Below are 26,913 nucleotides of genomic sequence, written 5' to 3'. Positions count from 1 at the left end.
AACAGCTATGAAAGTAAAGGTCTGCGGGATGAGAGATGAGGCAAATATTCGTGCACTTGCAGAACTCAAGCCTGACTACATAGGGCTGATATTTTACCGCGGATCTAAAAGATATGTTAACAATCTTGACCCCGGTTTGAAGGATTTATCTGCGGATATTGACATAACCGGAGTTTTTGTAAATGAGGAGTTAACAGTTGTTTTGCACAAAGTGAAACAATACGGTTTGAAAGCTATTCAACTACACGGAAGTGAAACTCCGGAGTATTGTCAGGCGCTGCGGGAAGAGATTAAGAAAGCGTTCAACGAAGTCGCATTGATTAAGGCATTTGGAGTAGACGAGAGCTTTGATTTTACAACACTTGAACTCTATAATGCTGCGGTTGATTATTTTCTGTTCGATACGAAGACTCCCACACATGGAGGCTCCGGGTTGAAGTTTAACTGGAAGATTCTCGAAAATTATCGTTTAGACAAGCCATACTTTTTAAGTGGAGGGATAGGTTTGGAAGACCTAAATGAGATGACAACCATAAACGATCACCGGCTATATGCTGTTGATTTGAACAGTAAATTTGAAACCAGTCCAGGCTTAAAGAACATTGAACAACTAAACAGGGCTTTCAATCTTTTTAAAGCCATTGCGAATAATAAGAAAAACAATTGACGGAGAACAGTAATAAAACCTCTGCAGGTAAGATTACAGTTTTGCCGAATTAAATACTAAATACTAAGTACCTAATACTTTTGGAATGAATAATTACCAGGTTAATGAGAATGGATATTACGGTGACTTTGGGGGAGCTTACATCCCGGAAATGCTTTATCCAAATGTAGAGTACCTGCGTCAGCAGTACTTAAAGATTATGTATGAACCGGAATTTCAGCGGGAGTTTCAGCAACTGTTAAGAGACTATGTGGGCAGGCCTTCACCTTTATTCCTGGCGGAACGCTTATCAGCAAAATACGGAACCACCATCTACCTCAAGAGAGAAGATCTGAATCATACAGGCGCGCATAAAATCAATAATACGGTTGGCCAGATCCTACTGGCCGAACGTCTTGGAAAGAAGAGGATCATCGCCGAAACAGGAGCAGGCCAGCATGGTGTGGCCACGGCAACTGTTTGCGCTTTAAAAGGCCTTGAATGTATCGTGTATATGGGTGAGGTTGATATTGAACGTCAGGCGCCGAATGTTGCACGAATGAAGATGATGGGAGCGACGGTTATTCCCGCAACCTCTGGGAGTAAAACATTAAAAGACGCTACTAATGAAGCCATGCGCGACTGGATTAACAATCCGGAGGACACCCATTATATCATCGGTTCGGTAGTGGGGCCGCATCCTTATCCTGATATGGTTGCCCGCTTTCAGTCTGTAATTTCTGAGGAAACAAAAATTCAATTAAAGGAAAAGACCGGATCAGAGACGCCGGACTATGTATTAGCCTGTGTTGGTGGCGGGAGCAATGCAATGGGCATGTTTTATCATTTCCTGGATGACGAGAATGTAAGGCTGATTGCCATAGAAGCTGCGGGTAAAGGCGTAACCAGCGGCGAATCTGCTGCAACAACACTACTTGGAAAAGAAGGGGTGCTGCACGGCAGCCGATCTATACTGATGCAAACTCCAGACGGACAGGTCGTAGAGCCGTACTCTATTTCAGCAGGGTTAGATTATCCTGGTATTGGTCCTCAACATGCCCACTTGTATAAGGTAAAGCGTGCAGAATATGTCAGCATCACTGATGACGAGTCTATGCAAGCCGGCCTTTTGTGTGCACGGCTGGAAGGAATTATTCCAGCTATTGAATCGGCTCATGCGATCGCGCATCTTGAAAAAATGAAATTTACCGGGCAGGAGACCGTTGTTGTCTGTCTTTCAGGCCGCGGCGATAAGGACCTGGATACGTACATGAAATACTTCAATCTCTAGTTTTATGTTGTCACTTTATAATTCTTAAATCTTATTTCATCATTCTTAATTCTATTCCGTGAACAGGCTAAACGAACTTTTCTCCCATAAAAAGGAGCCTATACTATCCATTTACTTTACAGCAGGCTACCCTCAATTAGCCAGCACTTTAGACATCGCCGACGCCCTTGAAAAAGCAGGCGCAGATTTTTTAGAGATTGGCTTTCCGTACTCAGATCCGCTTGCTGATGGACCGGTTATCCAACAAAGCTCTCAAACAGCTTTAGAGAACGGAATGACCGTCGAGCTGCTTTTTAAGCAGTTAAAAGATCTTAGGAAGCGAGTTACTATCCCGGTATTGTTAATGGGATATTTTAATCCTGTCCTTCAATATGGTGTTGAAAAATTCTGTGCTGCATGTGCAGATGCAGGTGTAGATGGTGTCATCGTCCCTGATCTGCCGATGTACGAGTATGAAGGTATGTATAAGGACTGCTTTCAAAGCCACGGCATCAGCAATATTTTCCTGATCACCCCACAAACTTCAGACGACAGGATAAGAAAGATAGATGACCTGAGCGATGGATTCATTTACCTGCTCTCGTCTTCATCTACAACAGGCAAGAATCTGGCTTTAGACGATAAGGCAGATCGTTACTTTTCAAGGATACAGCAGATGAACCTGAAAAATCCCACCATGATCGGTTTTGGAATCTCAAATAACGAAAGCTTTAATAAAGCCGCCCAGTATACACGCGGAGCAATTGTCGGCAGTGCATTCGTTAAGATTCTAAGCCAGCCTGATCATCTTGAACAAGTGGGCGACTTTATCAAGAATTTAAAAACTGGTGGCATTCATATAACTGACTGATATAGATCAGTCGACCGGTTTAATTCCATATGCCGTTTATCTGATAGGTGAGACGGTTCATGTGGAAAGAGACGGCAAACTATTGCAAGCTTTGCTAGTGTTTTTTCTTCTTCTTTTTATCAAGTACACTTAAAAAGATATATCCCGAGATGCCTGCACAAACAGAGGCTACCAGGATGGAAAACTTTGCCTCAATCTGAAACTCCGCAGAGGAAGGAAAAGAAAGCAGGGCAATAAAAATGGACATAGTAAAACCGATGCCCGCAAGTAGCCCTACACCAACTATGTGGCGCCATCCAGCCTTAGAGGGCATTGAGCTAAAGCCTAACTTTACCGAAAGCCATGAGAACAGCGTTACTCCGATAGGCTTGCCTATCAGCAGGCCTAAAATGATACCTAGTCCAAGAGGACTGGCCAGTCCTTCAAGCATTTTGGACTCAAAACGAATATTAGTATTTGCTAATGCGAAGATGGGCATAATCAGGAAGTTAACAGGCTTCACTAGAGCGTGCTCGAGACTTTCCAGAGGTGAGGTTTCTTTAACTGGATTGGTTGGAATAGTTAAAGCTAATAGTACACCGGCAATCGTTGCATGTATACCCGAGTGGTGAACAAAGTACCATAACAAGATTCCCGGGATAAGATAAAAGACAAGGTTTTTTACTCCCAGCCTATTAAATAACATAAGCATTGCAAGTATGCCACCTGAGTAAAGTAACTGATCCCAATGAAGCTCATTTGTATAAAATATGGCAATCACGAGTATGGCACCCAGGTCATCAACGATTGCGAGGGCGGCTAAAAAAATCTTGAGAGAAGCAGGTACACGCTTGCCAAGCAAAGAAATGATACCAAGGGCAAAAGCAATATCAGTAGCCATCGGGATTCCCCAGCCTGAACTTGTTTCAGTAGAATTATTGAACAGAAAATAAACACCGGCCGGCACCAGCATCCCGCCCAAAGCCGCGAAAATAGGCATTGCCGCCTTTTTTGGAGATGAGAGTTCACCTTCAATGATCTCTCGTTTTATTTCCAGGCCCACCAACAGAAAAAAGATAGCCATCAGGCCGTCATTTATCCACAAGGCTATGGGATAGCGAAGATGAATGCTGGAAGTTTCATAACCAATTTGAGTTGTTAAGATCTCATTAAAACCTTCGCTCCAGTTACTGTTGGCTATAATTAACGATATAATAACGCAAATAAGTAAAATAATTCCGCCAACCTGACCTGATTGAAAGAAGTCTTTAAAAGGTTTTAGGTTAATCAGTTTGCTCATAGGCGGCTAAAGTACAAAATTTATGTTTTAACCATTTTTATAAGGCATTTCCTGCTTTAACAACCGGATTGCAGGACTTAGCTGCAGCAGAAGAATTAATAAAAGTATTCCGGATTGGAATTGAATAAGCCGAATTTACACAACCAGTTCGAGTTTACCTTTTCCCTGACGGATCACATCAAAGGTTCCGGTAGTGCAATCGATAACGGTAGAAGGTTCGTTATCTCCATAACCACCATCAATCACTACATCAACCAGATCTTTAAACTTTTCGTAAATCAATTCCGGATCAGTAGAATACTCTAGAATCTCATCCTCATCCCGTATGGACGTAGAGATGATCGGGTTGCCCAATAATTTAACAATTCCGCGTGCGATATTGTTATCAGGAACCCGAATGCCGACTGTCTTTTTATTAGAACTGAGCAACTTAGGGACCTTCTTGCTGGCATTGAAGATAAAAGTGAACGCTCCTGGCAAGGCTTTCTTTAATACCCGAAATGTTTCATTATCAATAGGCTTGATGTAATCAGAAATATGCCTCAGATCATGGCAGATGAACGAGAAATGGGCTTTTTCCGGTTTGATTCCCCGAATACGGGCAATCTTTTCGATTGCCTTTTGGTTTGTAATGTCGCAGCCCAGGCCATAAACTGTATCGGTAGGGTAGATGATTATTCCACCCTTCTTCAATATTTCAACTACTTGCTCCAGGGCTTTTTCGTTTGGGTTATCCGGATAGATTTTGATGAGCATGGTTAAAACTACAACAAAAAATATTCATTGTTTAATCTGTAGCTTTTGTTTACGATGACTACCTGTGCTTTTGCTTCCAACCTATCGAATTAAGTATTTTTAATCGGAAATTTATCTTCAATCAAATTCAATTTAATATTATGCTCTAAATAAGCCTTTAAACCGTCCAGTACAGTAGTAAACCCACCCGTATTATCCTTAACGGCTTCTATTAATTCTCCGCCCACCAAGTTAAACCCATAATTTTTGATAACCACATAGGTGGTGTCCTCGGTTAAAGCTTTAAATTCATAGTCCACCGTCGTTGCAGGGTCGCCCCATTCTGTTGAGATTTTTTTATCTGGTATAATTTCCTTTACAACTACATCTGTCGAAGCCCCATACATCTCCCATTCCCATGTAATCGTTTTGTTGACTTCCAATTTGCCGCTTGATTTAGTAAACCAAAAGTTGGTCGTTATTTGTGGATCTATAAACGCCTGAAAGACCACTGATGCGGGTTTTCTTATGAGCATCTGAGCCTCTACTATTATTGAAGAAGTATTTTCCATCGGTTTAATTGCTTAACAGATAAATCATTAAAACTGCTTCCTTGCATTTTAATTTATGGCTGCCTATGAATATAGCGAATAAAGCAAAGGACTCCGATATGGAGTTTTAAGAATGCAGAAATAATGCTGGCAGACAGAGGAATTTCTAAGAACCATTCTTAATCAAATTCAAATTGCCTAGCTTTAAATGATGACTTACAAGATTCCACCGCAGACCCGAATCGGCCATATACATTTAAAGGTTGCCGACCTTGAACGAGCCCTGGCTTTTTATCATGATCTTTTGGGGTTTGAAATAACCCAGCGATACGGTGATCAGGCAGTTTTTATTTCGGCAGGGGGATACCATCACCATATCGGCTTAAATACCTGGTATTCTAAAGGAGCTCCGCCGGCTCCTCAGCGGGCAGCAGGCTTGTTCCATACCGCAATTGTATATCCGGACAGAAAAGATCTGGCAGCGGTACTGCGACGGCTAAATGACGCAGGTTATCCGCTAACCGGAGCTGCAGATCATGGCGTTTCGGAAGCCTTGTACTTGAACGATCCCGACAGTAACGGGGTAGAGCTATATTGGGATAGACCCAGGGATCAATGGCCGCTCGATGAACATGGTAATATTCAGATGGTGACAGAGCATTTGGATCTGGAGGAACTAATGGAACTCTACTAGAGAACTTTGTCTTTCCCCAGCTTGATCTTCACCTTGCCGTTCTCTCCGTCAACGGCGTGCAAATTGATCACAATACCTTTTTTGGCTCTTTTTTCCCGTTCAGTTTTATCAAAAATGAACTCATCTTTTTTAGGGTTTCGAAGCGGTACCTGCATGGCGATGTTAGTCCCCCATGAGAAACCATAAACCCCTTCCAGGTAAATATTCAATACACTAGACTCGATTTTCATAGGTGGAATATTCACCGTATTGCCATCCAAAGTCAGCCGGTTAGAGAGATTTTTAAATGTAATATTCTTGAAATCCCGGTTAGCAAATGCAAAGCTGCCAATGCGCTCCATAGGCTCAAAGTTGATCAGTGCGCCATTCTTCAGACTAAAATCAATGGTGCCACGAATACTTCGCGGAACCATATCGCCATTATCACGCATAGTACCCGAAACTCTGGTGTCCGCATTGAAAGTACCTCGTAAATTTTGGTCAGTAATTCCACTTTGCCCAAAATTGTTAAAGGCATAAAAAAGCTGCTGGATATTAGCATTCCGAATACTGGTATTCAGTTGAACCTGATTAAGCTTGCCTTTCTGATCTATATTTCCATTCATCTGCAAACTTCCGCCGGCATGACTTAAACTAATATTATTAATGCTGATTCCCTGCTGTTTTAAAGTGAGATTAGACTTTACCTTATGAGCAACAAACTTCTTGTAAATAACCTTGTCAACCTGCATCTGCATTTGCACACTTGCCTCAGTCAGCATACGGTCAAGCTGGCGCGAAAATCTGTTAATCCTTCCTGCCGGCTTACTGGCCTGTCTTTTACCTAGAAAAGATAGAAACTGGCCCAGATTAATCTGAGGGCTTTTAATCTTCCAGTCAAGCAGCATCTTCGTCGGATCGGTGTAAAAGAGAGTTAGAAAGTTTCGAATTGAACCTTCCATCTGCAAGGAACTTCCACCACTTTGAACATTAATGTTTCGAAGAAAAAGATCCTGACCACTGAAATTAATCAGTGCCTTAACATTATTGAAAGGGAGGTTTCTCGGCAAGTAATTCAGCGAAGCATTTTTGATTTGTACATTACCGTTAATATAACGCTGGCTTTGATCTTTGCTGAAGTACGGTGCCTTATACAGCAAGTTTAGTTTAGCAGTGCCGCTGCCAAAAGAAAATGTCTGTTCCCCAAAAACAGAATTTAGTTTCTTCAGTGGAAAATCTGCAAAGAACGCTCCGGCCATTATAGGAGCCTTTAGGTTGGTTAGGGTGATAGAATCAGCTCTAAAGGGGATTCCGCGCCAGCTTCCAGTCATGTCGTATAAGCCCAAACTAGAGTTTTTGTCATTCGTTCCTTGCTTATTAATTACCTCATTTGTGAACCTGCCATTAAAATTACAGTCAGTAATGGTTTCACCATTAGCCACCAGTGTATTGTTTTTAACCTGCCAGGTGGCTTTAATATTAGGATCAACGCCACCCTTCAAATTACCCCTGATACTAGCGTTGGCAGATAGCGGATCTTTTAATGTATATCCGCTAAGCCTTGAAGTAATATTGGGGGTAAAAAGTGAACTGGCATCTTTTAGATTTAGGCTTGGTACCTTAATATCAAGGGCAAATGCCGAAGAGTTCTCTGCAAGTGAAAATTTGCCTCCAATCTCAAAATCACTGTTGCCAATTTTCATATCCTGAATAGGAATTGTTAACAGCTGATTTTCTTTATTGAAACTTAATTCTATGTCGGCTTCAAGGGTTTTATTCTTTATAAAGCTTCCACGTTTAGTGTTGAATGTTAAACTGTTAACTAATGTTTTCAAGTTAGCATTGGCTTTCCATCCATCGTTGTTGTATCTGATTTTTCCGGTATAACTTGCGATGTTGAAATCAAAAAGGTTTGCTTTCAAATGATTTTCAATCACCAGCTTTACATTGGCAAGGTCTATTCGGTTGATTTTTTTTCGGTTGCCCTCAGTTGCCTGATCATTTGCAGTTTTCTTTTTAAAGAGATCTGTATTTGAGTAACCCAAACTATCGGTATAGAGATATAGCTTGCCATTAGTGATCTTGATGTTTCTTATAATTGGAGTAGTTCCTAAGATTGAAAATGCATCAACGGAAATGTAAGCTTCTTTAGCATTCAATACATCGTGACGGTGGTTCTTCCACAAGCTATCACGCAGTACTACATTGTTCAGACTCACGGATATCCCCGGAAACCCTCTGATAAGCGCAGGTTCCATCTTTTCGATAGTCAAAGTGCCTGTCAGGTCTTCATTCAGCTGCGCCGTAATAGATTCGAGTAGCTGCTTTTTATGTGTATGGACATAGGCGGCAATAGCCATCCAGGCGATGATAACCAGCGCCAGGAAAATTCCGGCAACTTTCAAAGTAATTCTTGTCCAACGGGGCATGAGAGGTTTTGTTGATTTAGGTTGGCTTAGATAATTATTGGTAAAAACATCTGTACCCGCCGTTGGTTTAATATAACCGGAGAGATGAGATTTATTTTAACCTCAGGAATTAACTAAGAGTATAAATATAAACACTTATGATGCCAGAAAACACTAACAATTTTAACGGCGAAGACCAGCCGTTGAATCTACAATCACCCGGTAACGACGACCGAGCCCAGGATGCTTCTAATAGTGATGCTGCCGCTAATAACGCTCGTGAAGGGGAGAGAATTCTTGAAGCTACGCACACCGCACCTCCATCTTATCAGAAAGATGCCGAAACCGACGATCGTCAGAATCAGGGAAATGAAAATCGCGTGGATCCCCAAGAAAATGAAGTGCCTGCAACCACCCAGGGAACTGAAGAAGAAATAGAAGAAAACTTAAGTGGGAGTACTAACCTTTCTCTTGATCAGTTAAAGAAGGAAAAAGATCCGGGAGGACATTCTCTGGAAGGGGAATAAACCAGGGTCAAAGATTAAGGAACAAAGAGGATTACTCCTTTATTATTGATCCTTAATCTTTTTTATCTTAAAAAGCGATTGCCGTGCCTTCTTCGGCAGGATATCCTGTGCAGGTGAGCACCCATCCTGCTTTTATATCTTCATCTGTTAACACTTCATTGATGCTCATAAATACTTTTCCTTTTTTGCAAATTGCTGCACAGCTACCGCAAACTCCTCCACGACAGCTGTAGGGTAAGTTTAAGCGCTTTTGTATGGCTGCAGTTAAAATATCCTGCCCACTTGCCACTGATAATTGATTATACTGACCGTTTAGTTCAATGCTTATGTCCGTGTCAGGAAACCTTGGCGGGCTAACGTAACCTGACCGCATAATTTCAGGAATAAAATTCTCTCTCAAAATATTTTCTTTCCTGAAATGCAGAGAGGGTAGGGTGATCCCCAGCATTCGCATATAAGTAAATGGTCCGCAGATTAAAAAAACCGTATTTGATCTTTCATACCTTAACATCCGTTTTACCAACTCTTCCGTATAGAGATTACTAAGCCTGCCGCGTTCCTTTATTCTGAGCGCTGGCTCGGAAAATAGAAATGTAACTTCTAGTCGTTGATACTCTCTATTGAGTTTCTCAATTTCATCTAAGAATAAAGTTTTCCTCTCGTTGGTATTGCTGTAGATCAGGTGGATGATGCTTTGCGGTTCATCCAATAACAGTTTTCTTATTTGAGGTAATACCGGAATAATGCCGCTCCCGCCGGCAAAGCAGAAGATATCTCGTTTTACAATAGTTTGCGGGCGTAACGTAAACCTCCCCATCGGTGGCAGCGACACCAGCCTGTCTGCAACTTTCCACGAATTTAATATATACCGTGAAATAAGTCCGTTGTCTACTTTCTGGATAGTTACTTTCAGCGCTTCCCGGGGAAGTGATGTTATTGAATAAGAGCGGCGATATTCCTGTTGGTCCACATTGATGATGAAGGTTAGGAACTGGCCGGGAATGAATTTGAGCGGTTTGCCATTATTTAATTCCAGCTCATAGGTTTTAGCTGTTTCGGTTTCCTGCTTGATGCCAACTACATTGAAAAGCAAAAGGTTATCTTTCATGAGATATGGCTTTACAAATCTAATTCGACTCCGTTATGTTCGATTATATATATGCACAAATAATAATTAAAACAAATGGAAAATAATACCGTTGAACGTTGCCCGATATTAAAGGCTTTTGTATGTTTTCCAGGTCAGGTCCAAGCCTCCATGAATATCTTTACCATCAATTCATAAGAGCGTTCGATGCTCGACTGTGTGACCACTTAACCGTTTATCGCCTGTTCAATTATAGTTTTATTCACTTGCATTCTGTGGCACCATTAGCTGTTTTTCAATTAGATGCGCCGTAATTTTGAAGGATATACGAACTTTAAATTCAAATTTTATAGATAGCTATTCGCGTATTACCGGATAAGCATTTGTAATTCTCTGGCATTGTTTTCTCTTATACCACATACAAATGCGATAACTATTAGATGCAAGTTATTTAAATTCAAGAGACATGAAAAGAATACTTATAATGATTACAATGGCTGCCGGAATTGCTGCCTGTAATAGTAACGCGAGTACCAATGCTGAAACCTATCAGACTACAAAAAGATATAAAGACAGTATCAGATTAGATAGCTTTCAAAGAGCTGAAGCGGTTGCAAAAGAAATTGACCGTCGTGAGGAGGAAGCTCAACTTGCTGAAAATCAAAACACAGCGGCAGCAGCTGCAGCTTCTAAAACTAGCTCAAAAACAGTAGTTCATCATACTTATGCTGCCGCGCCTGCTGCTCCAGCTAAAAAAGGCTGGAGCTCAGCAGCCAAAGGTGCTGCCATCGGTGCCGGTGCTGGCGCCGTTACCGGAATCCTGGTGGATAAAAAGGATGGTCGCGGTGCAGTGATCGGTGGAGTCGTTGGAGCCGGAACCGGGTATGTAATTGGTCGTCAGAAAGACAAAAAAACCGGAAGAGCTCAATAGGTTTTTCAATTCATAGATTTTTTTTTAAAGAAGATCGCCTCTAAAAGGGGCGGTTTTTTTTGTTTCCACAAAATTGTCAGCGACCCTTCAAAGATCAGACATCTTACGGATCGTGGTAAACCATGTATTTACTATATACTCACCATGTGCTAGCTATATCCTGATCGAAGGATGACATAGTAAGCACATGGTAAGCACATAGTAAGCACATAGTAAGTGTAATCCCAGAATAGTACAGACTAAGACGTCATATTCTTTTGGGGACACGAAAATTGCTATTAAAAAGTAAGATAATTTTGATGGGAAAAGGAGGGATATATCAGATCAACACTTATTTCAAATAAGAATTCGGAACATTTGGCGATGAGTATTCAACTTCGTAAGCAGCTTTAAGTAATATGGACACAACCTTTGAAATTACCACTTCGTTTCTGTGCATTTGCGGAAGAAGACCCATCATCGCATAGCTGACAGGGTTGACAGCCGGAATTAAGGTTTCCCATTCATAGCCCTTTCCCCATATCAGGCCGGTAACTGTTATCTTTAAGTCTGCTGATTGAGAAAGCAGGTAATTGAGCATATCAATCGAATTATTTGAATTTTGATTGACGGTATGGAAGATAGGTGTTTGACTTCCGAAGCCATACTCATCGATTCCAGCTCTCGCGTTTACGTCTGCACCATGGCTGACCAGAACTTTAGCACAAGAAACGTGGTTAAATTCGGCACAAATATGTAGCAGGGTAACCTGGTCAAATGGAGTATAAGCGCAACGAAGATTATAGGTCTGTGAAATTATACCGGATTGTGTATCAATAAGAGATTTTAGAGAAGCGGCATTATCAGCTAAAACGGCCAGCAGTGCTTTATCTTCAAAATGCAGACCGTACCCTACAAAAACATTAACACATTCTTTGAATCTTGAAGTTCGCGTATACTCGCTTATCAGCTCATAAATGAGTGGTTCGTTTCGGTATTTATCGTTCGGACTAATTCCATTCTCAAAACATTCTTTGATCCCTTCGATGGAGTGAAGTTCGATTTCAGTAACGAGTTTTTTTAAATAGTCCATAGCTTAAACTTAAATTGTAATAAAAGCCGACAACGAATACTTACAAACTTTATAATAGTGTGTTTAGAGAAGAGTTGTTCGGTTAGATTATAAATTTAATGGACATATATTTATCCTGCATCTGTTTTCAGACAAACTTGCAGTGCTACCATAAATACCGCTCGTGCAGGTGAATTAACTAAGCAGATTGCAAAGTTGACCGGATCTTAAAAGTAATACTCCCGGTTTTGTCTTAAAATTTTTGAGGTTGCTACTTCTGAATAGATCCAAAACCTATCGAATCAATCAGCCACTTCGTATTTACATTCGTTAAACTTATCCGTAATTCCATATAATTACTAACGTTGACTGATGCCAACGCATTATTTCCTTGTATTTTACCGATTATTTTCAGCTTATCGATTTTGTCCAAGATTTCTTCGGGTTCCATACTTCTGGTAACCTGGTCGAACTCAAATCCTAATGCCGGGCCGTCATATTGACGGTATTTTAATAAGTTTTCATTACAAGTCCTAAAATATTCCCTAAAGTTCTCGATATAAGTGTTCGAAACAAACCCACTCTTTTTCAATTGGGTCAAATACAGTTCTGTTTGTGAAAAATTAACAGCATAGGCTTTGGAAGTATCTCCAGGCGTTCCGCTCACTAGATCAAATTGTTCAAGTCTTAATCTATTAAACCTGTACCAATTTAGATAACCTGTTATGGTGCCTTTCAAAGCATCCGAGGTTTGGGTTTTAACAATGGTGGTTTTTGATTCAATGTTTTCAGCTTGCGTTAAAGATGCCGCAGCTTTATCGTTTGAACAAAGAATTGAAATAAAAGGCAAGCAATAAAATATTTATCATGTTAGAGAATCAACGTGGTTGAATTGCGGCCGTGTAATAATACATAATCATTGCTCATTGGTTATTGACTATCAGATAGTGTATCTTAGCGTAAGATACACTAAAGATGGGTGCTAATTCTCGCTTTGTTTCCGTTCCCATTCTTCGGCCAGCATCGAGTACAAAATAAGGTCAACAAATTGATTTTTAAGGAGTTCAGCCTGCCTTAGAACTCACTCTTTATGGAAATTAAATTTTTCTGGTATTGCATGACTTTTAAAGTTTGTTACTGCTGCTTTGATCTCAATCCTATGTAAGCCCAGATCGTGAAAACCGTAGTCTGTGACAGCTTTGGAAGCGTTAATAATTACTCCTTTTCTTTCTGCACTTTTGGTTAACCAATATCCTATTGCGCCAGTCTTATTTTGCAGGTTTAAATGATGTAATCCGATCCGGCCGACTATGCTTTCTTTGAAGAATATTACAAAGCTTACTTCTTTTTTTTGCTGATATAACCCTTCACAACTTGTTAAATAGTCTGTAAAGTCTTGAACGGACTGAATATTATCTACCTAGGGAAGAAACCCCGAAAGGTGAGCCCTGCTGTTGTTTATTGCATTAAAAAGTTGAAGCGCATGTTTTACAGTGGTTAATTCAAGCCTGATGTTTTCATTAACGACTATATTCATAAAGTAATATGGACTAAGCCTCTAAAATTCAGCGTTTTTTGGCGTTCTTGGGAAAGGAATAACGTCCCTTATATTGGTCATTCCGGTTACAAAGAGTACCAGTCTTTCAAAGCCCAGTCCGAAGCCAGCATGCGGCGCTGATCCAAAGCGACGGGTATCAAGGTACCACGACATTTCATGGGTAGGAATGTCCATTTCATTCATGCGTTGTTCCAGCTTTTCTAAACGTTCTTCGCGTTGCGAGCCACCTACAATTTCGCCGATGCCCGGGAATAAGATATCCATTGCGCGCACAGTTTTCCGTCCCTGCTCATCGGGTTCGTTTTGGCGCATATAGAAAGCCTTGATATCAGAGGGGTAGTTGGTTAGGATAACCGGTTTCTTAAAGTGTTTTTCTACCAAATAGCGTTCGTGTTCAGACTGCAGATCAGCTCCCCAGTTATCTATCAGATATTTGAATTGTTTCTTCTGGTTAGGCTTAGAGCTTTTCAGAATTTGAATAGCCTCTGTATAAGTTAGGCGCTCAAAGTCGTTTTCCAAACAGAAGTTTAACTTGGCTAACAGGCTTAGCTCAGAACGCTCGGTTTGGGGTTTTGATTTTTCTTCCTCAAGCAGACGATTATTTAGAAACTCGAGCTCGTCAGCGCAATTTTCGATAGCATAGCTGATTACATACTTAAGCAGCTCTTCCGCCAAATCCATGTTGCCATCAAGATCATAAAAGGCCATTTCGGGCTCTATCATCCAGAATTCAGCAAGATGGCGTGTAGTATTGGAATTTTCTGCCCTGAAGGTTGGACCAAAAGTGTATACATCTCCGAAAGCCATCGCGGCAAGCTCGCCTTCCAGCTGACCTGATACTGTTAAGTTGGTTGCTTTACCAAAGAAATCTTCTTTGTAATTGATGCTGCCGTCTTCATTTCGCGGTATGTTATCCGGATCAAACGTAGATACGCGGAACATTTCACCGGCACCCTCAGCATCGGAGGCAGTGATTATTGGAGTGTGCATATACACGAATCCTTTTTCGTTAAAGAATTGGTGTATGGCAAATGAAAGTGCGTGACGGACTTTAAACACCGCGTTAAATGTGCTGGTGCGAAAACGCAAGTGCGCGATTTCTCTTAAAAACTCCAGACTGTGTTTCTTAGGTTGTAACGGGAATTTTTCAGCATCACTGTCACCAATGATTTCCAGGGTTGAAACCTTCAGTTCAACACGCTGTCCCTTTCCTAAAGATTCCACCAGGTTTCCGGTAACAGAAACAGAAGCCCCTGTGGTCAGCCTTTTTAATAAAGCTTCGTCGGTATTAGCAAAGTCAACTACAGCCTGGATATTATTCAGCGAAGAGCCATCATTTATTGCAATAAACTGGTTATTTCTAAATGTTCTAACCCAACCCATTACTGTAACCTCCCGGTTAAATTCTGTCGTTGCTAATAGTTCTTTTATCCGCGTGCGCTTTACCATATAAATTTTATTGAGCCGCAAAAATACAAATCGTTCTGTTATATAAAACAGTTCATATTAAACCATCTCTCAATCACTATGTCATAATTACGTTTGTCGGACATCCGATTGAACAAAATCATCGTATCATATGTAATAACAAGACTGAAATATTATATTTAACTTTCTTATTGATACCTCTTTTCATAGATAAAATATGTTTACAACTCCAAAACGAGGAAGCCTGAAAATTTCTGTTTTTGTAATAGGATTATTGTTTTTTGCTACAGCATGTAAGAAAGAACCTAAGATTGATCCTGTTCCAGTGAATCCTGTTCAGGCAACAAGAGAGCAGCTAACCAAAGATTCGATATTTCTGTACGCAAAGGATACCTACTACTGGAACGATGCTTTGCCGACTTATGATGTTTTTAAGGCCCGGTCTTTCGGTGATTTTGAATTAGAATTAGATGCGATTAAGAAGTATAAAATAGATGCTTCAACGGGCAAGCCAATTGATAAGTACTCTTTTTTAGATGATGGAAGCCTGTCGGAAGAACTTGGCGGACTGAGCGGCGATTACGGCTTTTCGGCTAATTTCAACAATGGTGACCGCAATGACCTGCGTATCAGGTATGTGTATCCTAATTCTCCTGCCGGTTTGCAAAATTTAAGTCGTGGTGACCGGATCATCAAATTAAATGGCCGAACTAATCTTGATGGTAACTCTCAGGCTAACCTCGATTTTTTAAATGCTGCCATCTTCGGCAATAACGCTTCGGTCTCTATGACCGTAACTAAAAAGAATGGTTCAAACGTTGATGTTGTGGTAAACCGCGGTTCTTACAGCATTGATCCTGTGCTTTTTACCAAAGTGTATACTATTGGATCGAAAAAAGTAGGTTATGTTGTGTTTAGCTCATTTACTACAAATTCAACACCCCGGTTAGATGAGGTATTTACAAAATTCACTGCTGACGGGGTGTCAGAAGTTATTGTGGATTTGCGGTACAATGGTGGTGGGTCTGTTTCAACTGCAGAGCACCTGACTAATCTTATTGCCCCTTCATCTGCAACCGGTAAAGTAATGTATACTACCTACTGGACAAAAAAAATGCAGGAGGGAAACGCAACTATTTTAAAGAATCAGAAATTTTGGGGTGAAGGGAATGACGGAGTATTTCGCTGGTATTCTTTTTTCGATTATAACTATGAGCCTACAGAAGCTGCAGGTAACGTGTCCAGATTTGAGAAAAAGGGTTCAGCTAATATAAGTAAAGCCTATTTTATTGTGACAGCTTCTACTGCTTCTGCAAGTGAACTAGTAATTAACAATTTGAAACCGGTAATGGACGTTAAGCTGATTGGGCGTAAAACATATGGCAAACCTGTCGGCTTTTTTGCGCTTACTATTGACCAACTGGATTTGTATATTCCTCAGTTTGAAACCAAAAATCTTTTAGATCAAGGTGGTTATTTCGATGGGATAGCGGTAGATAAAAGTGATTTTGATGACATAGGCAAGGATTTCGGCGACCCACAGGAGCGTTTATTGGCTAATGCGCTGTCGTATTCAGAGAAAGGTACCTTTCTGGCAGTTAAACAAGGTGCCGATCGTATCAGTAGCCTCAGTCCGGTAGTTAGGGAGGATGTAGAACGCATCAACCAGCAGTTGAATAAGAACGACTTTAAAGGAATGGTAGAGAAAAGGCTGCCGAAATTAAAGCGAGGTCTATAAATTAGATTTGAAATATTAGGACTCAGAAAATAAAAAAACGCCCATTGAGAATTTCGATGGGCGTTTTTCTTTAACTCAACTGTTCTAACTCATCACTTTATTGATCAATGATGCAGGCTAAATTAATTCCCATGAAAAGCCACTTTATCAGCCACCGCTTTTTTAGCCGAAAATCTATTGTTTTTAGTTACGGTCTTTAGCTGCTTATCCAGCTTCACCACACTGTTCAAAATGACGTTAGCAGCGGGGTAAAAAAAATCTTTGTTTATGTTTTCATATTCATCTGTTGGCTTGTGGTAGTCCTTGTGATCTTCGACACCGAAGTATACAAAAGGAATATTGTTTTGAGCAAAAGGCCCCTGGTCACTTTGCATCGTCCAGTCATCACGTCCGAGCTTAGGGTCGTCATGACCAAAAATCAACTTTACGCCCGTCCCTGCTTCAGCACCTTTAAGGATCTTTTTTAATACAGGGTTTTTGAATGCGCCAGCTGCGTAAAGTTCTCCTTTATCGCTGCGCGATATCATATCTAAGTTTACGATCAGCTTTATGCGGGAGCTTTCTATAATAGGATTTTTAAGGTAAGCATAAGCACCCTGCAAGCCCATTTCTTCAGCATCAAAAGCGATGAAGATTAGTGTGTTTTTCGGTTTATGCTCCTTAAAGTATGTGGCCATAGCGAGCAACCCGGCAACACCCGAAGCATTATCATCAGCACCATTATAGATAAGTGAGTTAGAGATTCCTACATGGTCGTAATGAGCAGAGATGATGATCACATCATTGGTTCTGCCTTTTACATAACCAATTAGGTTAGTTCCGTTAATACTTTGATTACTCCGGTTCTGAAAGGTGAAGGGATGCTTAAAACTGTCCTGGTAAAAGTTAAGGCCAGTAGTCTTGAAGCGATCGACGATATAATTAGCGGCCATCTGGTTCTCCCGTGTTGCTGTTCTACGGCCTTCGTACACGTCGGATGATAGTATTTCAACATCGCTGAGCAGTTGTTTACGGTTGATATTTTGTGCGGATACACTTGCAGACGCAAGCAGCGCAATGAGGGTAAAGATTTTGGTCATATAGTGGAATGTGATAATTATTGCAGCGGCGTTCGAATGTCAGAGTTTTTTGGTCAACCGGCAATATTTAGGCCACTTCTCTTAAGTCTACAGCTACTACTTTAGAGACACCCTGCTCGACCATTGTTACACCATAAATAATATCTGTGCTGGCAATGGTTCGTTTATTATGAGACACGACGATAAATTGAGATCTATCAGAAAAAGTGCGGATTATATTATTGAATTTATCAATGTTAGTATCATCAAGCGGGGCATCAACCTCGTCGAAAATACAGAAAGGAGCCGGCTTCAACAGGTATAAGGAAAAGAGGAGGGCAGTAGCTGTCAGGGTCTTTTCCCCTCCTGAGAGCTGATTTATAGAAAGCGGACGCTTTCCTTTTGGACGAGCGAGAATATCGATGTCCGACTCAAGTGGGTTCTGCGGATCACTGAGGACAAGGTCACAGCTGTCCTCTTCATTGAAAAGGGAACGGAAGACCTCGATAAAGCTTTCGCGAACTTTGAAGAATGCCTCAAGAAACTTTTCCCGCGCGGTATCGTCTATTTCTTTAATAGTTTGCATAAGCGATGCTTTAGCATCGGCCAGGTCTTTCTTCTGGGCCTGAATAAAACTGTAGCGTTCGTTTATTTCCCGATAGGCCTCCATGGCCATCGGATTTATAGCACCAAACTCTTCGAGCTGCTGTTTTAGACGGTCCGTTTTCTCTTTAAGCTCAGCTTCGGTTTGCTTTTGTTCGTTTTGGTTATTTTCATCATCCAGCATTTCGGAAATATCCACTGAGAACTCTACGGACAAGCGTTCCTTCAATGCATTCAGATCTATTTTTAAATTAGTCTTCTGATCCTTCAGTTCACCAGACAACAGGTCAGCGTGATCTTTTTTTCTTCTTAAAAGAGTAATTTCATCTTCTGAAGCGGTTATAGCGCCTCGCGACGCAAAGTACTCCTGTTCAAGTTCCTGAACACCCTTTTCCAGCTCTTCCTTCTGAAGATACATAGTCATTAAGTCTTCGTCTGAGTGATCGGAGTGTTTCAGAGCCTCCTTAATTCCAGCAGTGATCTTTTCCATTTCCTTTTGATTAGCCATAATGCGCGTCTCCAGGCTGCGGTATTGACTTTCGCGATATTCAAGGTCTTTCTGAATACCTGACACCTTATTTTGTTGCTGGTGAAAGCGGATATTCTCCTGATTGTAGTGACCGGATTTAACAGTTGCCATTTCTACAAGATTACTGAACTCCTGCTGCAAAGAAATTAGCTGGTCGTTGTGGATCTGTTTCTGGGCTTTTAATTCAAGCAGCTGCGGTTCGGCAGCCAGTAATTCATTGCTTATAGAAGTGATCTTGTTTTCGATGTCCTGCTTCCGATTCTGACTGTTTTCAATAAAGGCAACATATTGCTCCTGCCTGGTTTTTACTGAAATGTGCTCATTGTTCAGTCGATTAATGTCTTGTTGGATTTGCTGGATGACGGTGCTTTGGGAAGAGGATCTTAATGTACCCAGCTTCAGCGTTTCCTGTTGGATCGAATTCTTCAGGATATTTATGGCTGCTTCCAGGGTTTTCATCTCTTTGGCGAGGTTCTCTAAATTCTTAGCCCTGCCAATGCGCTTTCCTTCAAACAAGCCTACAGAACCTCCTGACATGCCTGTTTTCGTCTTAGAGAATTTTCCGCTGCCGCTTAGTATAACCACCTGTTCCTTAGGTAACCCGCTGTTTAACTCTTCCTCTTCGCCACTTTGAAGCAGGAAGACATTGTGCAGCAACATTTCGCAAAGGGGGCGATATTTCTCATCTACAGAAATTATATCAAGCGCTGAGATCAGCTTTTCATTTTCTGCAATCACTATAGCACGCTTAACTGCCGACATAATGGCTTCGAGGATAAAAAAGTTTGCCCGTCCTTTTGATGAATCATTTAGAAGACGGATGGCTTGCACGGCTTCAGACTGCGTGTCAACCACATAGTGATTCATTACGGGCTCCAGATAGTTTTCAATCGCTATCCGGTACTCTTCCTTACAGAACAAAACATCCGACAGGAGAGGGGCCTGTTTAGCCCAATGTGTGTTCTTTTTTAAAAAGCGTATAGACTCAGGAAAGCCTTCGAGATTATCGACCATCGATTTGGTCAGGTTGTATTCGTTTTGCTTAGAATCCAGCTTACGGCTTTCGAGATTCAATTGTTCTTTATGAAGAGCAATTCGTTCGGCAGTTAGATTTACTTGCAGCTGTAACTCTTCTTCAAGCTTGATTGCGGTATTCATTTCCTGCTGACGGGTTTCAAGCCTGTTCTGTAATTCAGCCACATGCCGGTTGAAGTCGGTTAACTCTATTTCTTTAGACTGTGCGTCTTCGGTATTCCGTTTGCTTTCCTGACCCAGGGCATCTTTTTGAATATTTAAAATAGCTATGTCTTTCTCAAGCTGATGCACCCGATTTTGAAGTTCATTATTCTGCCGGTTATTAAAATCAAGAACATTTTTTGCTTCCTGTTGACTTAGTTTTAATTCATCCAGTTCATTCTTTCTGAATTCAACATCCAGTTTTAGTTCCCCTGATGTTGTACTCTCCTGCAGAAGTTCTTCATTCAATCGTTTTTGGTTGTAGATGACGTGATTCAATTGATTTTGATCGCGTTCCAGTTCTTCTGTTATGCGTGTCTTTTTATCTTCGAGAAACCTTAGTTGTTCATTCTTTAGCTTTTTCTCACTTTCATAAGCTCTTATTTTGGCTATGAAATCATTCGCTGTCTTTTGCTGAACAGAGAGGTTTTTTTCTTTGGTCAGATTTTCCAGTTTTTGTTTTTGCAGGGCTGCTTCAAGTAAATTGAGCTGTTCGGTAATTCCTGACCTTTCAAAAGCTTGCTGCTGTTCCTGATCTTCCAGCTTGTTTAATGAATCACGGAAACCGACAATTTTAAACGATGCCAGTGCAATGCTAAATGACTTATACTGATCTTTTATACGGTAATACCGTTCTGCTTTCTTAGCCTGGTTTTCCAGTGTTTTGAGATTCTTCTCTATCTCATACAGCAGATCATCCACCCGACTGAGGTCGGCCTCAGTGTCTTTCAGTTTGCTAAAGGTTTGCTTCTTACGCAGCTTGTATTTTGATATTCCGGAAGCTTCTTCAAATAAGGCCCGGCGTGATCCCTCTTTGTTCGCAATGATCTCATCGATCATCTTTAATTCGATAATAGAGTAGGAGTCAGAACCGACGCCGGTATCAAGAAATAGATCAGTAATATCCTTCAACCTGCATTGAACATCATTCAATCGATACTCACTCTCACCGGTACGGTAGAGTTTACGGGTCAATGTGACTTGAGAATATTCCGTAGGAAGGATATTTTTTGTGTTATCGAATGTAAGCGAAACTTCAGCCAGGTTAGAAGGCTTCCGGTTCTTTGTTCCGTTGAAAATGATATTCTCCATTTTCTCCGATCGTAGCATTCTGGTGCTTTGTTCACCCAGAACCCAGCGAATAGCATCAACTACGTTTGATTTACCGCATCCATTCGGTCCGACGATGGCAGTTACCCCTTCATTAAAATTGATGGTGATCTTATCACCAAAACTCTTAAATCCCTTAATGTCCAGTTGGGTAAGCTGCATGTTTACGGTATACGGAATTCTTGTTCCCGTCGAATTTAGGGAATTATACAGATTTACGTTAAGTTTTTACAGATTGTTACGTAGGAAACCTATTACTCCGAGAGCTTCATAAATGGTCTTGTATGAATTTTCGGGCTTCCGTCTGTGTCAGTGCAGAGAAATCGCGATAACGGTGATGGACATCAACGATCTCTTCTAGCGCATCAGCGACAAGCGGTTTGTTCTTCCAGTTTTTAAGATGATCCACCACGATAGCCAGGCAGCCTTTTTTGTAGGCTATCTGACCCAGTACATGTACCAATGTATTACGGACTCTTGCTGTCCGGTCATCTTCTAATTCCTAAAGTAAAGGCAAAATATCTTGCGGGTGTTTTCTTCCTCTCAGCTCTATACCATGACAGGTCTCTCTGCGGATCTCCTTGTCAGGATGATGCAAATAGTTACGTGTCCAGTTTAATACAGGACCAGGGTTCACTTCACCCATCTTTAACAGAGCCTATCACCGCGTTCCTGACCGAGTGATGATTATCAAATAGCCCTTTGTCAAAAAAGTGCTCAACAATGGCGAATTCTTTCCTGCCGATTTCTCTCCTGCGGCGTTGATAGCCGTCTGGCGGATCTTGAATTATTCCTCAAGCAATAGGGTATCAAGTAAACTGATGATTGAGGATTGATGAAGAGTATGTGTAAAATAGATTCTCCCAACAGACAGATAGGCTGATTTCCGGATGTATGTGTCATCATTGGCGAAGAAAAGCTTGGTTTTGCCAGATTCTGAATTTCGCAGACCATCTATGAGTTGATTGCTGATACGAATGACCAGTTCTGCCCTTTCCTGTTTAGATAGTTCCTAAAAACCCATTACACCTAAACTATTTAATGCGTTTATGTTTTTTGAGTAGATGAATCACTTTGTCAAGGGGCAGGGCTTCAACGGTTCTGCCGTTTTTTCCTTTCATCGTTTCGGCCATGAAAATAGAGTTAAGTATAGCTTCTTCAGTGGCTTCAATTGCCGCCATGAACAAAGGCGACATAGCATCGTTATTCAGGATGTTTTGCCGCTGCATTATGCTATCAGAATTATGAGGTACCCTTAAAGATGTATCGGTTGAAAAAGCAATCACATAGTCACCGCTGCCGTTGCTGGCAATGCCGCCTGTTTTTGCAAGGCCCATAAATGCTCTTTTAGCCAGCCGTTCGAGGTTCCTCGCATCCAGGGGTGCATCAGTTGAAACTACAATCATACAGCTTCCATCAGCCGGATCATTTAACTTGTCGCTTAGGTAGTACTTTTTTAATTCTTCGCCTATCGGAACACCGTCTACCTGAAGAACTCCACCAAAATTGGTCTGTACAAGTACCCCAACGGTATAACCACCCAGGCTTTTAGGAATAACCCGGGAGGAAGTGCCTATACCTCCCTTAAAACCAAAACAAACGGTGCCTGTACCGGCGCCCACATTACCCTCTGCTACCGGGCCCTCCTTAGCGGCCGAAATAGCTTGCAGCACATGTGCAGGTGAAATATGACGGCCACGAATATCATTCAGATAGCTGTCGTTTGTTTCGCCCACCACGGCGTTTACCGACGCGATATTTTCATTTCCCTTTTGAGAAAGACTATGTGTAATAGCTGCATCTATTGCGGTAGCAACGCTTAACGTATTCGTCAAAATAATTGGAGACTCCAGGTTACCCAATTCCTTCACCTGGGTGATTCCAGCGAGTTTACCGAATCCGTTGCCTACATAAATGGCTGCAGGAACCTTTTGCTGGAACAAATTTCCACTGTGCGGGAGGATAGCTGTTACACCTGTTCTGATGGAATCGTCTTTTATCAATGTCAGATGTCCCACCTTAACGCCTGCTACGTCGGTGATAGCGTTAAGCTTGCCTTTCGGTAACACGCCAATGTTGATATTAAAGCTGCTCACGCGATCACGGGATTGAGCGCAAAGCTGGCTGGATGTGCCTAAGATTAGTAACAAGAATGGGATGAGACGAACTTGCATATGGTATTAATTGATACTAGTTTACTGTCCGATAGATTAAATTGATTATTGCTTACGCAAGATTAGATTCCCGAAAAGTAGGTTATTCAAATGTGTAAACATCATCCTATTTCTGATACAGTTGAGAATGTATGAAATTCCGATGCGAATAATTACATTCCAACGGAATTACATTCTAACAAAGTAAATAAATAATATGTCTGATATAATTTTGAAGCAACATAGCCGGTTAAAAGTAGGTATTTATGCAGCGGTTGTCGTGTTCCTGGCTTATACCATGATCTTTGGTTTCAGGAAATCCTTTACTGTAGCCACTTTTGACGGGATTGAAATCGCGGGTTATAGCTATAAAACTATATTAGTGATAAGCCAGGTTTTAGGCTACATGCTGGCCAAATTCTACGGCATTAAATATATTTCAGAACTAAGACGGACAGGGCGGGGTACTATTATTCTAATTCTAACAGGTATCTCCTGGATGAGCTGGTTGTTTTTTGCCATTGTCCCCGTCCCTTACAATATTATTTTCCTTTTAATAAATGGTTTTCCTTTAGGAATGCTCTGGGGAGTTGTCTTTTCCTATGTGGAGGGTCGTAGAAGTACTGATTTTATTGGCGCAACGCTGGCGGTAAGTTTCATCTTCGCTTCCGGGTTTGTAAAGTCTGTAGGTGCCTGGTTAATGGTGACTTTTGGCGTTTCAGAATTCTGGGTGCCATTCTATACGGGATTAGTGTTTGCGCTGCCCCTGCTGTTCTTTGTGTACCTGATGGAAAAAATTCCATCTCCGAGTGAAGAGGACATCGAACTACGGTCAGAACGCCTGCCGATGACCGAAGCAAATCGCAAAGCCTTTTTGAAACAATTTCTTCCGGGCATAGCAGCTTGTGTTCTGATCTATTCTTTTGCAACCATTTTCAGGGATATCCGTGATAACTTTAGTGCAGAGATGTGGAAAGAGCTGGGTTACTTCAATCAGCCGGCTATATTTTCAAAGACTGAAACTCCGATAACGCTGATCATCCTGGTCTTGATTGGAAGCATGGTGCTCATAAAAAATAATTATAGGGCTCTGCAAACTGCTCATGTATTTATTCTGATTGGATTTACTGTTGCCGGAGCATCGACACTGGTTTTTACGGCTAGTTCAATCGAACCTATCTGGTGGATGATGCTTGTCGGGTTGGGTTTGTACATGGTCTATATTCCCTTCAATGCCGTATTCTTCGACAGGTTGATCTCAACCTTCAAATACACAGGCAATGTCGGCTTTCTGATTTACGTGGCCGATTCCGTTGGCTATGTCGGCAGCGTGGGGGTTTTGTTTAGCAAAGAGATCTTTAAGGTGCAGCTAAACTGGGTCACCTTCTTTTCAAACAGTGTAATTGGGCTCTCAGCAATCGGGATTTTGCTTACTGTTTTTTCGATGGTCTATTTCGGAAGGAAGTATGCTATGATTAAAACAAAAGATTTGGTAGGCCAGCGGAGACTATAGCATAAAGGAGTTTGGAAAACTTGATTGCCCAGGTAAGCGGTTGTATCTTCTTAATGTTTTTTAAAATAGTCAGCGGACCATTTTATAATATTTCTTAACTTATTAGTACGTCCAATAATCTGGGTGAAATTGTTTAGGAGCATCGGCTAATCTCCTCTTGATTTACCTGACGTTTCCTTGTATGGTGTAACCTGGAGTTTGATAAGCAGGTCATAATTAGAAACTTCGACGCTATGAAAACTAAAGTGATAACAGCAATACTGTTTTTTACATGCAGTAGTCTATCAGCACAAACGATAAGCGACCAGGAGAAGGAGGCAATATTCAACCGGGCAAAGCAGGAATTTTCCAAAACCTATCACTTCAAGGAAAAGATAGCGCCAACTGTTGATTACCTCGATGAGCAATGGGCTTCGGGAAGGTATAGGGCTATTACGGGAAGAAAGGAATTTACCGATTCACTGGCTGCAGATTTCAAACACTTAACCCGTGACGGTCATCTTAATTTTTTTATCAGAGAAAAGGAAACTACAAAGATGGGCGAATCTGCTCAGAATGTCCCCTGGCATCTCTTAAATCCCCGTTTCTTAAATAATGGATTAACCGCATTGGAGATTCTTCCGGGTGATATTGGTTTTATGAAAATACAGGCATTCGGATCTATGGATAACCTATTACCTTCGGCCTTTACTTTTGTTGCTAACACACAGGCATTAATTATCGATCTGAGAGGAAACGGAGGTGGGATGCTATCCAATGGTGTCAGCAGTTATTTACTTCCTGCTGATTCAATACACCTGGTTACGATAACGTGGAACGAACGTGTGGATACTATCCGAACGATCAATAAATTAAGTGGTCCGCGATATTTAGACAAGCCGGTTTACTTACTTACAGACAAAGGAACTTTTTCCTCTGCCGAGGAGTTTGCTTACGATCTCCAGGCGCTAAAGAGAGTTACGATAGTTGGCGAACGCACAGGTGGGGGAGCCAATCCCGGCGGAACTGTTCCTGTCTACACCTTCGCTGATGGAACCAGGATTGATTTCTTTATTCCGACAGGCCGTGTACAAAACCCAATTACCAAAACTAACTGGGAAGGAAAGGGTGTTGTTCCCGAGGTTGAAACCAGTCCAGCGCATGCACTGCGAAAAGCCCAGACGCTGGCGCTTAAAGCAATTTATCAATCTGCAAAAGATCCCTTTATTAAAAAGCAATATCTGGAAATTCTCAATAACCACGAAAAAGAAACTTCAAAATGAGCACTTAAAGAATCTTATTCAATTTGACATACTGCAAGAGCATGATCGTTTTGGCATCTTTAATCTCTCCGGATCGAATCATCTCCATAGCCTGATCGATCTTCATTTCAAGAACTTCAATGTTTTCTTCTTCATGATCTAAGCCGCCGCCATCGTGTTGTTTCATTGAGCTGTCATAGGCTCCAATAAAAAAGTGCAGGATTTCCGTCACTGAGCCCGGAGACATGTAAGCTTCGAATACTTTTCGAACCTCGGTAACCTGGTAACCTGTTTCTTCAGTAGTTTCCCGTCTTATACAATCTTCCGGATTGTCCTTATCCAGCAAGCCGGCGCAGGCCTCAATCAACATGCCGGACTGATTTTTATTCACAAACGTGGGTAGCCGAAATTGCCGGGTTAAGATGACCGTCTTATCTTCTTTATTATATAGTAAAATCGTCGCGCCGTTACCTCGGTCATAAACTTCCCTGGTTTGTGTTTGAGTTGAACCATTCTTTTTAGAATACTCGTACGTGATTTTTTTTAACGTGTACCAGTTGTCGGATAATATTTCGGTGCCTAGTATCTTTATGTTATCGATCAATTGCAGATGAATTTAACAGGATGAAAAATCAAACAAAGGTTAATGTAAGGTTTAGTAAACTTTCAATAATTAAGGTAGATAATTTCAATAGTCTTATTTATCAGGCCTGCTAA

23 protein-coding genes are annotated in these 26,913 nt (G+C 41.3%); 9 read left to right on the top strand and 14 right to left on the bottom strand.

Annotated elements, in window-relative coordinates:
• Window positions 1-7 precede the first annotated feature (7 nt).
• From AC1MCB_RS08085 to trpA, 3 genes are all read left to right on the top strand, one after another.
• Window positions 8-667, top strand: a complete 660-nt coding sequence (locus tag AC1MCB_RS08085; protein WP_479968237.1) for a phosphoribosylanthranilate isomerase — start codon at window positions 8-10, stop codon at window positions 665-667.
• An 85-nt stretch (window positions 668-752) separates the two neighbouring features.
• Window positions 753-1,937 (top strand): tryptophan synthase subunit beta, encoded by a 1,185-nt coding sequence (gene trpB / locus AC1MCB_RS08080; protein WP_479968236.1) that lies wholly within the window; start codon window positions 753-755, stop codon window positions 1,935-1,937.
• 58 nt (window positions 1,938-1,995) lie between these two features.
• Window positions 1,996-2,787 carry a tryptophan synthase subunit alpha gene (trpA, locus tag AC1MCB_RS08075; RefSeq protein WP_479968235.1) on the top strand — a complete coding sequence of 264 codons (792 nt, stop codon included), beginning with the start codon at window positions 1,996-1,998 and terminating at the stop codon, window positions 2,785-2,787.
• 94 nt (window positions 2,788-2,881) lie between these two features.
• On the opposite strand, the gene nhaA is transcribed toward trpA, so the two are convergent.
• The 3 genes from nhaA to AC1MCB_RS08060 all read right to left on the bottom strand — a co-directional run bounded on the left by nhaA (window position 2,882) and on the right by AC1MCB_RS08060 (window position 5,373).
• Entirely contained in the window at window positions 2,882-4,066 is a 1,185-nt protein-coding gene (gene nhaA, locus AC1MCB_RS08070; protein WP_479968234.1) for a Na+/H+ antiporter NhaA, read from the bottom strand.
• A gap of 135 nt (window positions 4,067-4,201) precedes the next feature.
• Window positions 4,202-4,822: an L-threonylcarbamoyladenylate synthase gene (locus AC1MCB_RS08065; RefSeq protein ID WP_479968233.1), complete on the bottom strand. Its 621-nt coding sequence runs from the start codon at window positions 4,820-4,822 to the stop codon at window positions 4,202-4,204.
• Window positions 4,823-4,911: 89 nt separating this feature from the next.
• Window positions 4,912-5,373 carry an SRPBCC family protein gene (locus AC1MCB_RS08060; protein ID WP_479968232.1) on the bottom strand — a complete coding sequence of 154 codons (462 nt, stop codon included), beginning with the start codon at window positions 5,371-5,373 and terminating at the stop codon, window positions 4,912-4,914.
• 187 nt (window positions 5,374-5,560) lie between these two features.
• Between AC1MCB_RS08060 and AC1MCB_RS08055 the strand changes: the two genes are divergently transcribed.
• Window positions 5,561-6,046, top strand: coding sequence for a VOC family protein (locus tag AC1MCB_RS08055; protein ID WP_479968231.1), 486 nt, complete (start codon window positions 5,561-5,563; stop codon window positions 6,044-6,046).
• Here the strand turns inward: AC1MCB_RS08055 and AC1MCB_RS08050 are convergent.
• On the bottom strand, window positions 6,043-8,454 hold the full coding sequence (locus AC1MCB_RS08050) for an AsmA family protein (RefSeq protein WP_479968230.1): 2,412 nt from the start codon (window positions 8,452-8,454) through the stop codon (window positions 6,043-6,045). The two genes, AC1MCB_RS08055 and AC1MCB_RS08050, sit on opposite strands and share 4 nt — an antisense overlap.
• 137 nt (window positions 8,455-8,591) lie before the next feature.
• On the opposite strand from AC1MCB_RS08050, the gene AC1MCB_RS08045 reads away from it, so the two are divergent.
• Window positions 8,592-8,960 carry a hypothetical protein gene (locus tag AC1MCB_RS08045; RefSeq protein WP_479968229.1) on the top strand — a complete coding sequence of 123 codons (369 nt, stop codon included), beginning with the start codon at window positions 8,592-8,594 and terminating at the stop codon, window positions 8,958-8,960.
• A gap of 67 nt (window positions 8,961-9,027) precedes the next feature.
• On the opposite strand, the gene AC1MCB_RS08040 is transcribed toward AC1MCB_RS08045, so the two are convergent.
• On the bottom strand, window positions 9,028-10,068 hold the full coding sequence (locus AC1MCB_RS08040; protein WP_479968228.1) for a 2Fe-2S iron-sulfur cluster-binding protein: 1,041 nt from the start codon (window positions 10,066-10,068) through the stop codon (window positions 9,028-9,030).
• A gap of 445 nt (window positions 10,069-10,513) precedes the next feature.
• On the opposite strand from AC1MCB_RS08040, the gene AC1MCB_RS08035 reads away from it, so the two are divergent.
• Window positions 10,514-10,978 (top strand): YMGG-like glycine zipper-containing protein, encoded by a 465-nt coding sequence (locus tag AC1MCB_RS08035; protein WP_479968227.1) that lies wholly within the window; start codon window positions 10,514-10,516, stop codon window positions 10,976-10,978.
• Between the two features lie 331 nt (window positions 10,979-11,309).
• Here AC1MCB_RS08035 and AC1MCB_RS08030 read toward each other — a convergent pair whose 3' ends face one another.
• From AC1MCB_RS08030 to asnS, 4 genes are all read right to left on the bottom strand, one after another.
• Window positions 11,310-12,050 carry an ankyrin repeat domain-containing protein gene (locus AC1MCB_RS08030; RefSeq protein WP_479968226.1) on the bottom strand — a complete coding sequence of 247 codons (741 nt, stop codon included), beginning with the start codon at window positions 12,048-12,050 and terminating at the stop codon, window positions 11,310-11,312.
• Window positions 12,051-12,300: 250 nt separating this feature from the next.
• Entirely contained in the window at window positions 12,301-12,879 is a 579-nt protein-coding gene (locus AC1MCB_RS08025) for a hypothetical protein (RefSeq protein ID WP_479968225.1), read from the bottom strand.
• A gap of 231 nt (window positions 12,880-13,110) precedes the next feature.
• Entirely contained in the window at window positions 13,111-13,440 is a 330-nt protein-coding gene (locus AC1MCB_RS08020; RefSeq protein WP_479968721.1) for a GNAT family N-acetyltransferase, read from the bottom strand.
• 147 nt (window positions 13,441-13,587) lie between these two features.
• Window positions 13,588-15,036, bottom strand: coding sequence for an asparagine--tRNA ligase (asnS, locus tag AC1MCB_RS08015; RefSeq protein WP_479968224.1), 1,449 nt, complete (start codon window positions 15,034-15,036; stop codon window positions 13,588-13,590).
• A 196-nt stretch (window positions 15,037-15,232) separates the two neighbouring features.
• Here asnS and AC1MCB_RS08010 point away from each other — a divergent pair, with 196 nt between their 5' ends.
• Entirely contained in the window at window positions 15,233-16,753 is a 1,521-nt protein-coding gene (locus AC1MCB_RS08010; protein WP_479968223.1) for a S41 family peptidase, read from the top strand.
• 122 nt (window positions 16,754-16,875) lie between these two features.
• Here the strand turns inward: AC1MCB_RS08010 and AC1MCB_RS08005 are convergent, their stop codons facing one another.
• From AC1MCB_RS08005 to AC1MCB_RS07990, 4 genes are all read right to left on the bottom strand, one after another.
• Window positions 16,876-17,832 (bottom strand): M28 family peptidase, encoded by a 957-nt coding sequence (locus AC1MCB_RS08005; protein WP_479968222.1) that lies wholly within the window; start codon window positions 17,830-17,832, stop codon window positions 16,876-16,878.
• Between the two features lie 67 nt (window positions 17,833-17,899).
• Entirely contained in the window at window positions 17,900-21,451 is a 3,552-nt protein-coding gene (gene smc, locus AC1MCB_RS08000; RefSeq protein ID WP_479968221.1) for a chromosome segregation protein SMC, read from the bottom strand.
• Between the two features lie 106 nt (window positions 21,452-21,557).
• Window positions 21,558-21,752, bottom strand: a complete 195-nt coding sequence (locus AC1MCB_RS07995) for a hypothetical protein (protein ID WP_479968220.1) — start codon at window positions 21,750-21,752, stop codon at window positions 21,558-21,560.
• 571 nt (window positions 21,753-22,323) lie between these two features.
• Window positions 22,324-23,463: a DmpA family aminopeptidase gene (locus tag AC1MCB_RS07990; RefSeq protein WP_479968219.1), complete on the bottom strand. Its 1,140-nt coding sequence runs from the start codon at window positions 23,461-23,463 to the stop codon at window positions 22,324-22,326.
• A gap of 196 nt (window positions 23,464-23,659) precedes the next feature.
• On the opposite strand from AC1MCB_RS07990, the gene AC1MCB_RS07985 reads away from it, so the two are divergent.
• The gene (locus AC1MCB_RS07985; protein ID WP_479968218.1) at window positions 23,660-24,955 is read left to right on the top strand and encodes a DUF5690 family protein; all 1,296 of its coding nucleotides are present in this window, start codon (window positions 23,660-23,662) and stop codon (window positions 24,953-24,955) included.
• A 233-nt stretch (window positions 24,956-25,188) separates the two neighbouring features.
• Window positions 25,189-26,217 carry a S41 family peptidase gene (locus AC1MCB_RS07980; RefSeq protein ID WP_479968217.1) on the top strand — a complete coding sequence of 343 codons (1,029 nt, stop codon included), beginning with the start codon at window positions 25,189-25,191 and terminating at the stop codon, window positions 26,215-26,217.
• A gap of 4 nt (window positions 26,218-26,221) precedes the next feature.
• Here the strand turns inward: AC1MCB_RS07980 and nudK are convergent, their stop codons facing one another.
• Entirely contained in the window at window positions 26,222-26,800 is a 579-nt protein-coding gene (gene nudK, locus AC1MCB_RS07975; protein ID WP_479968216.1) for a GDP-mannose pyrophosphatase NudK, read from the bottom strand.
• Window positions 26,801-26,913 lie beyond the last annotated feature (113 nt).

Source organism: Daejeonella sp. AP26 (assembly GCF_056680515.1).
Note: the sequence above shows the minus strand (reverse complement) of the source record. Positions and strands in the feature narration are given on the sequence as shown.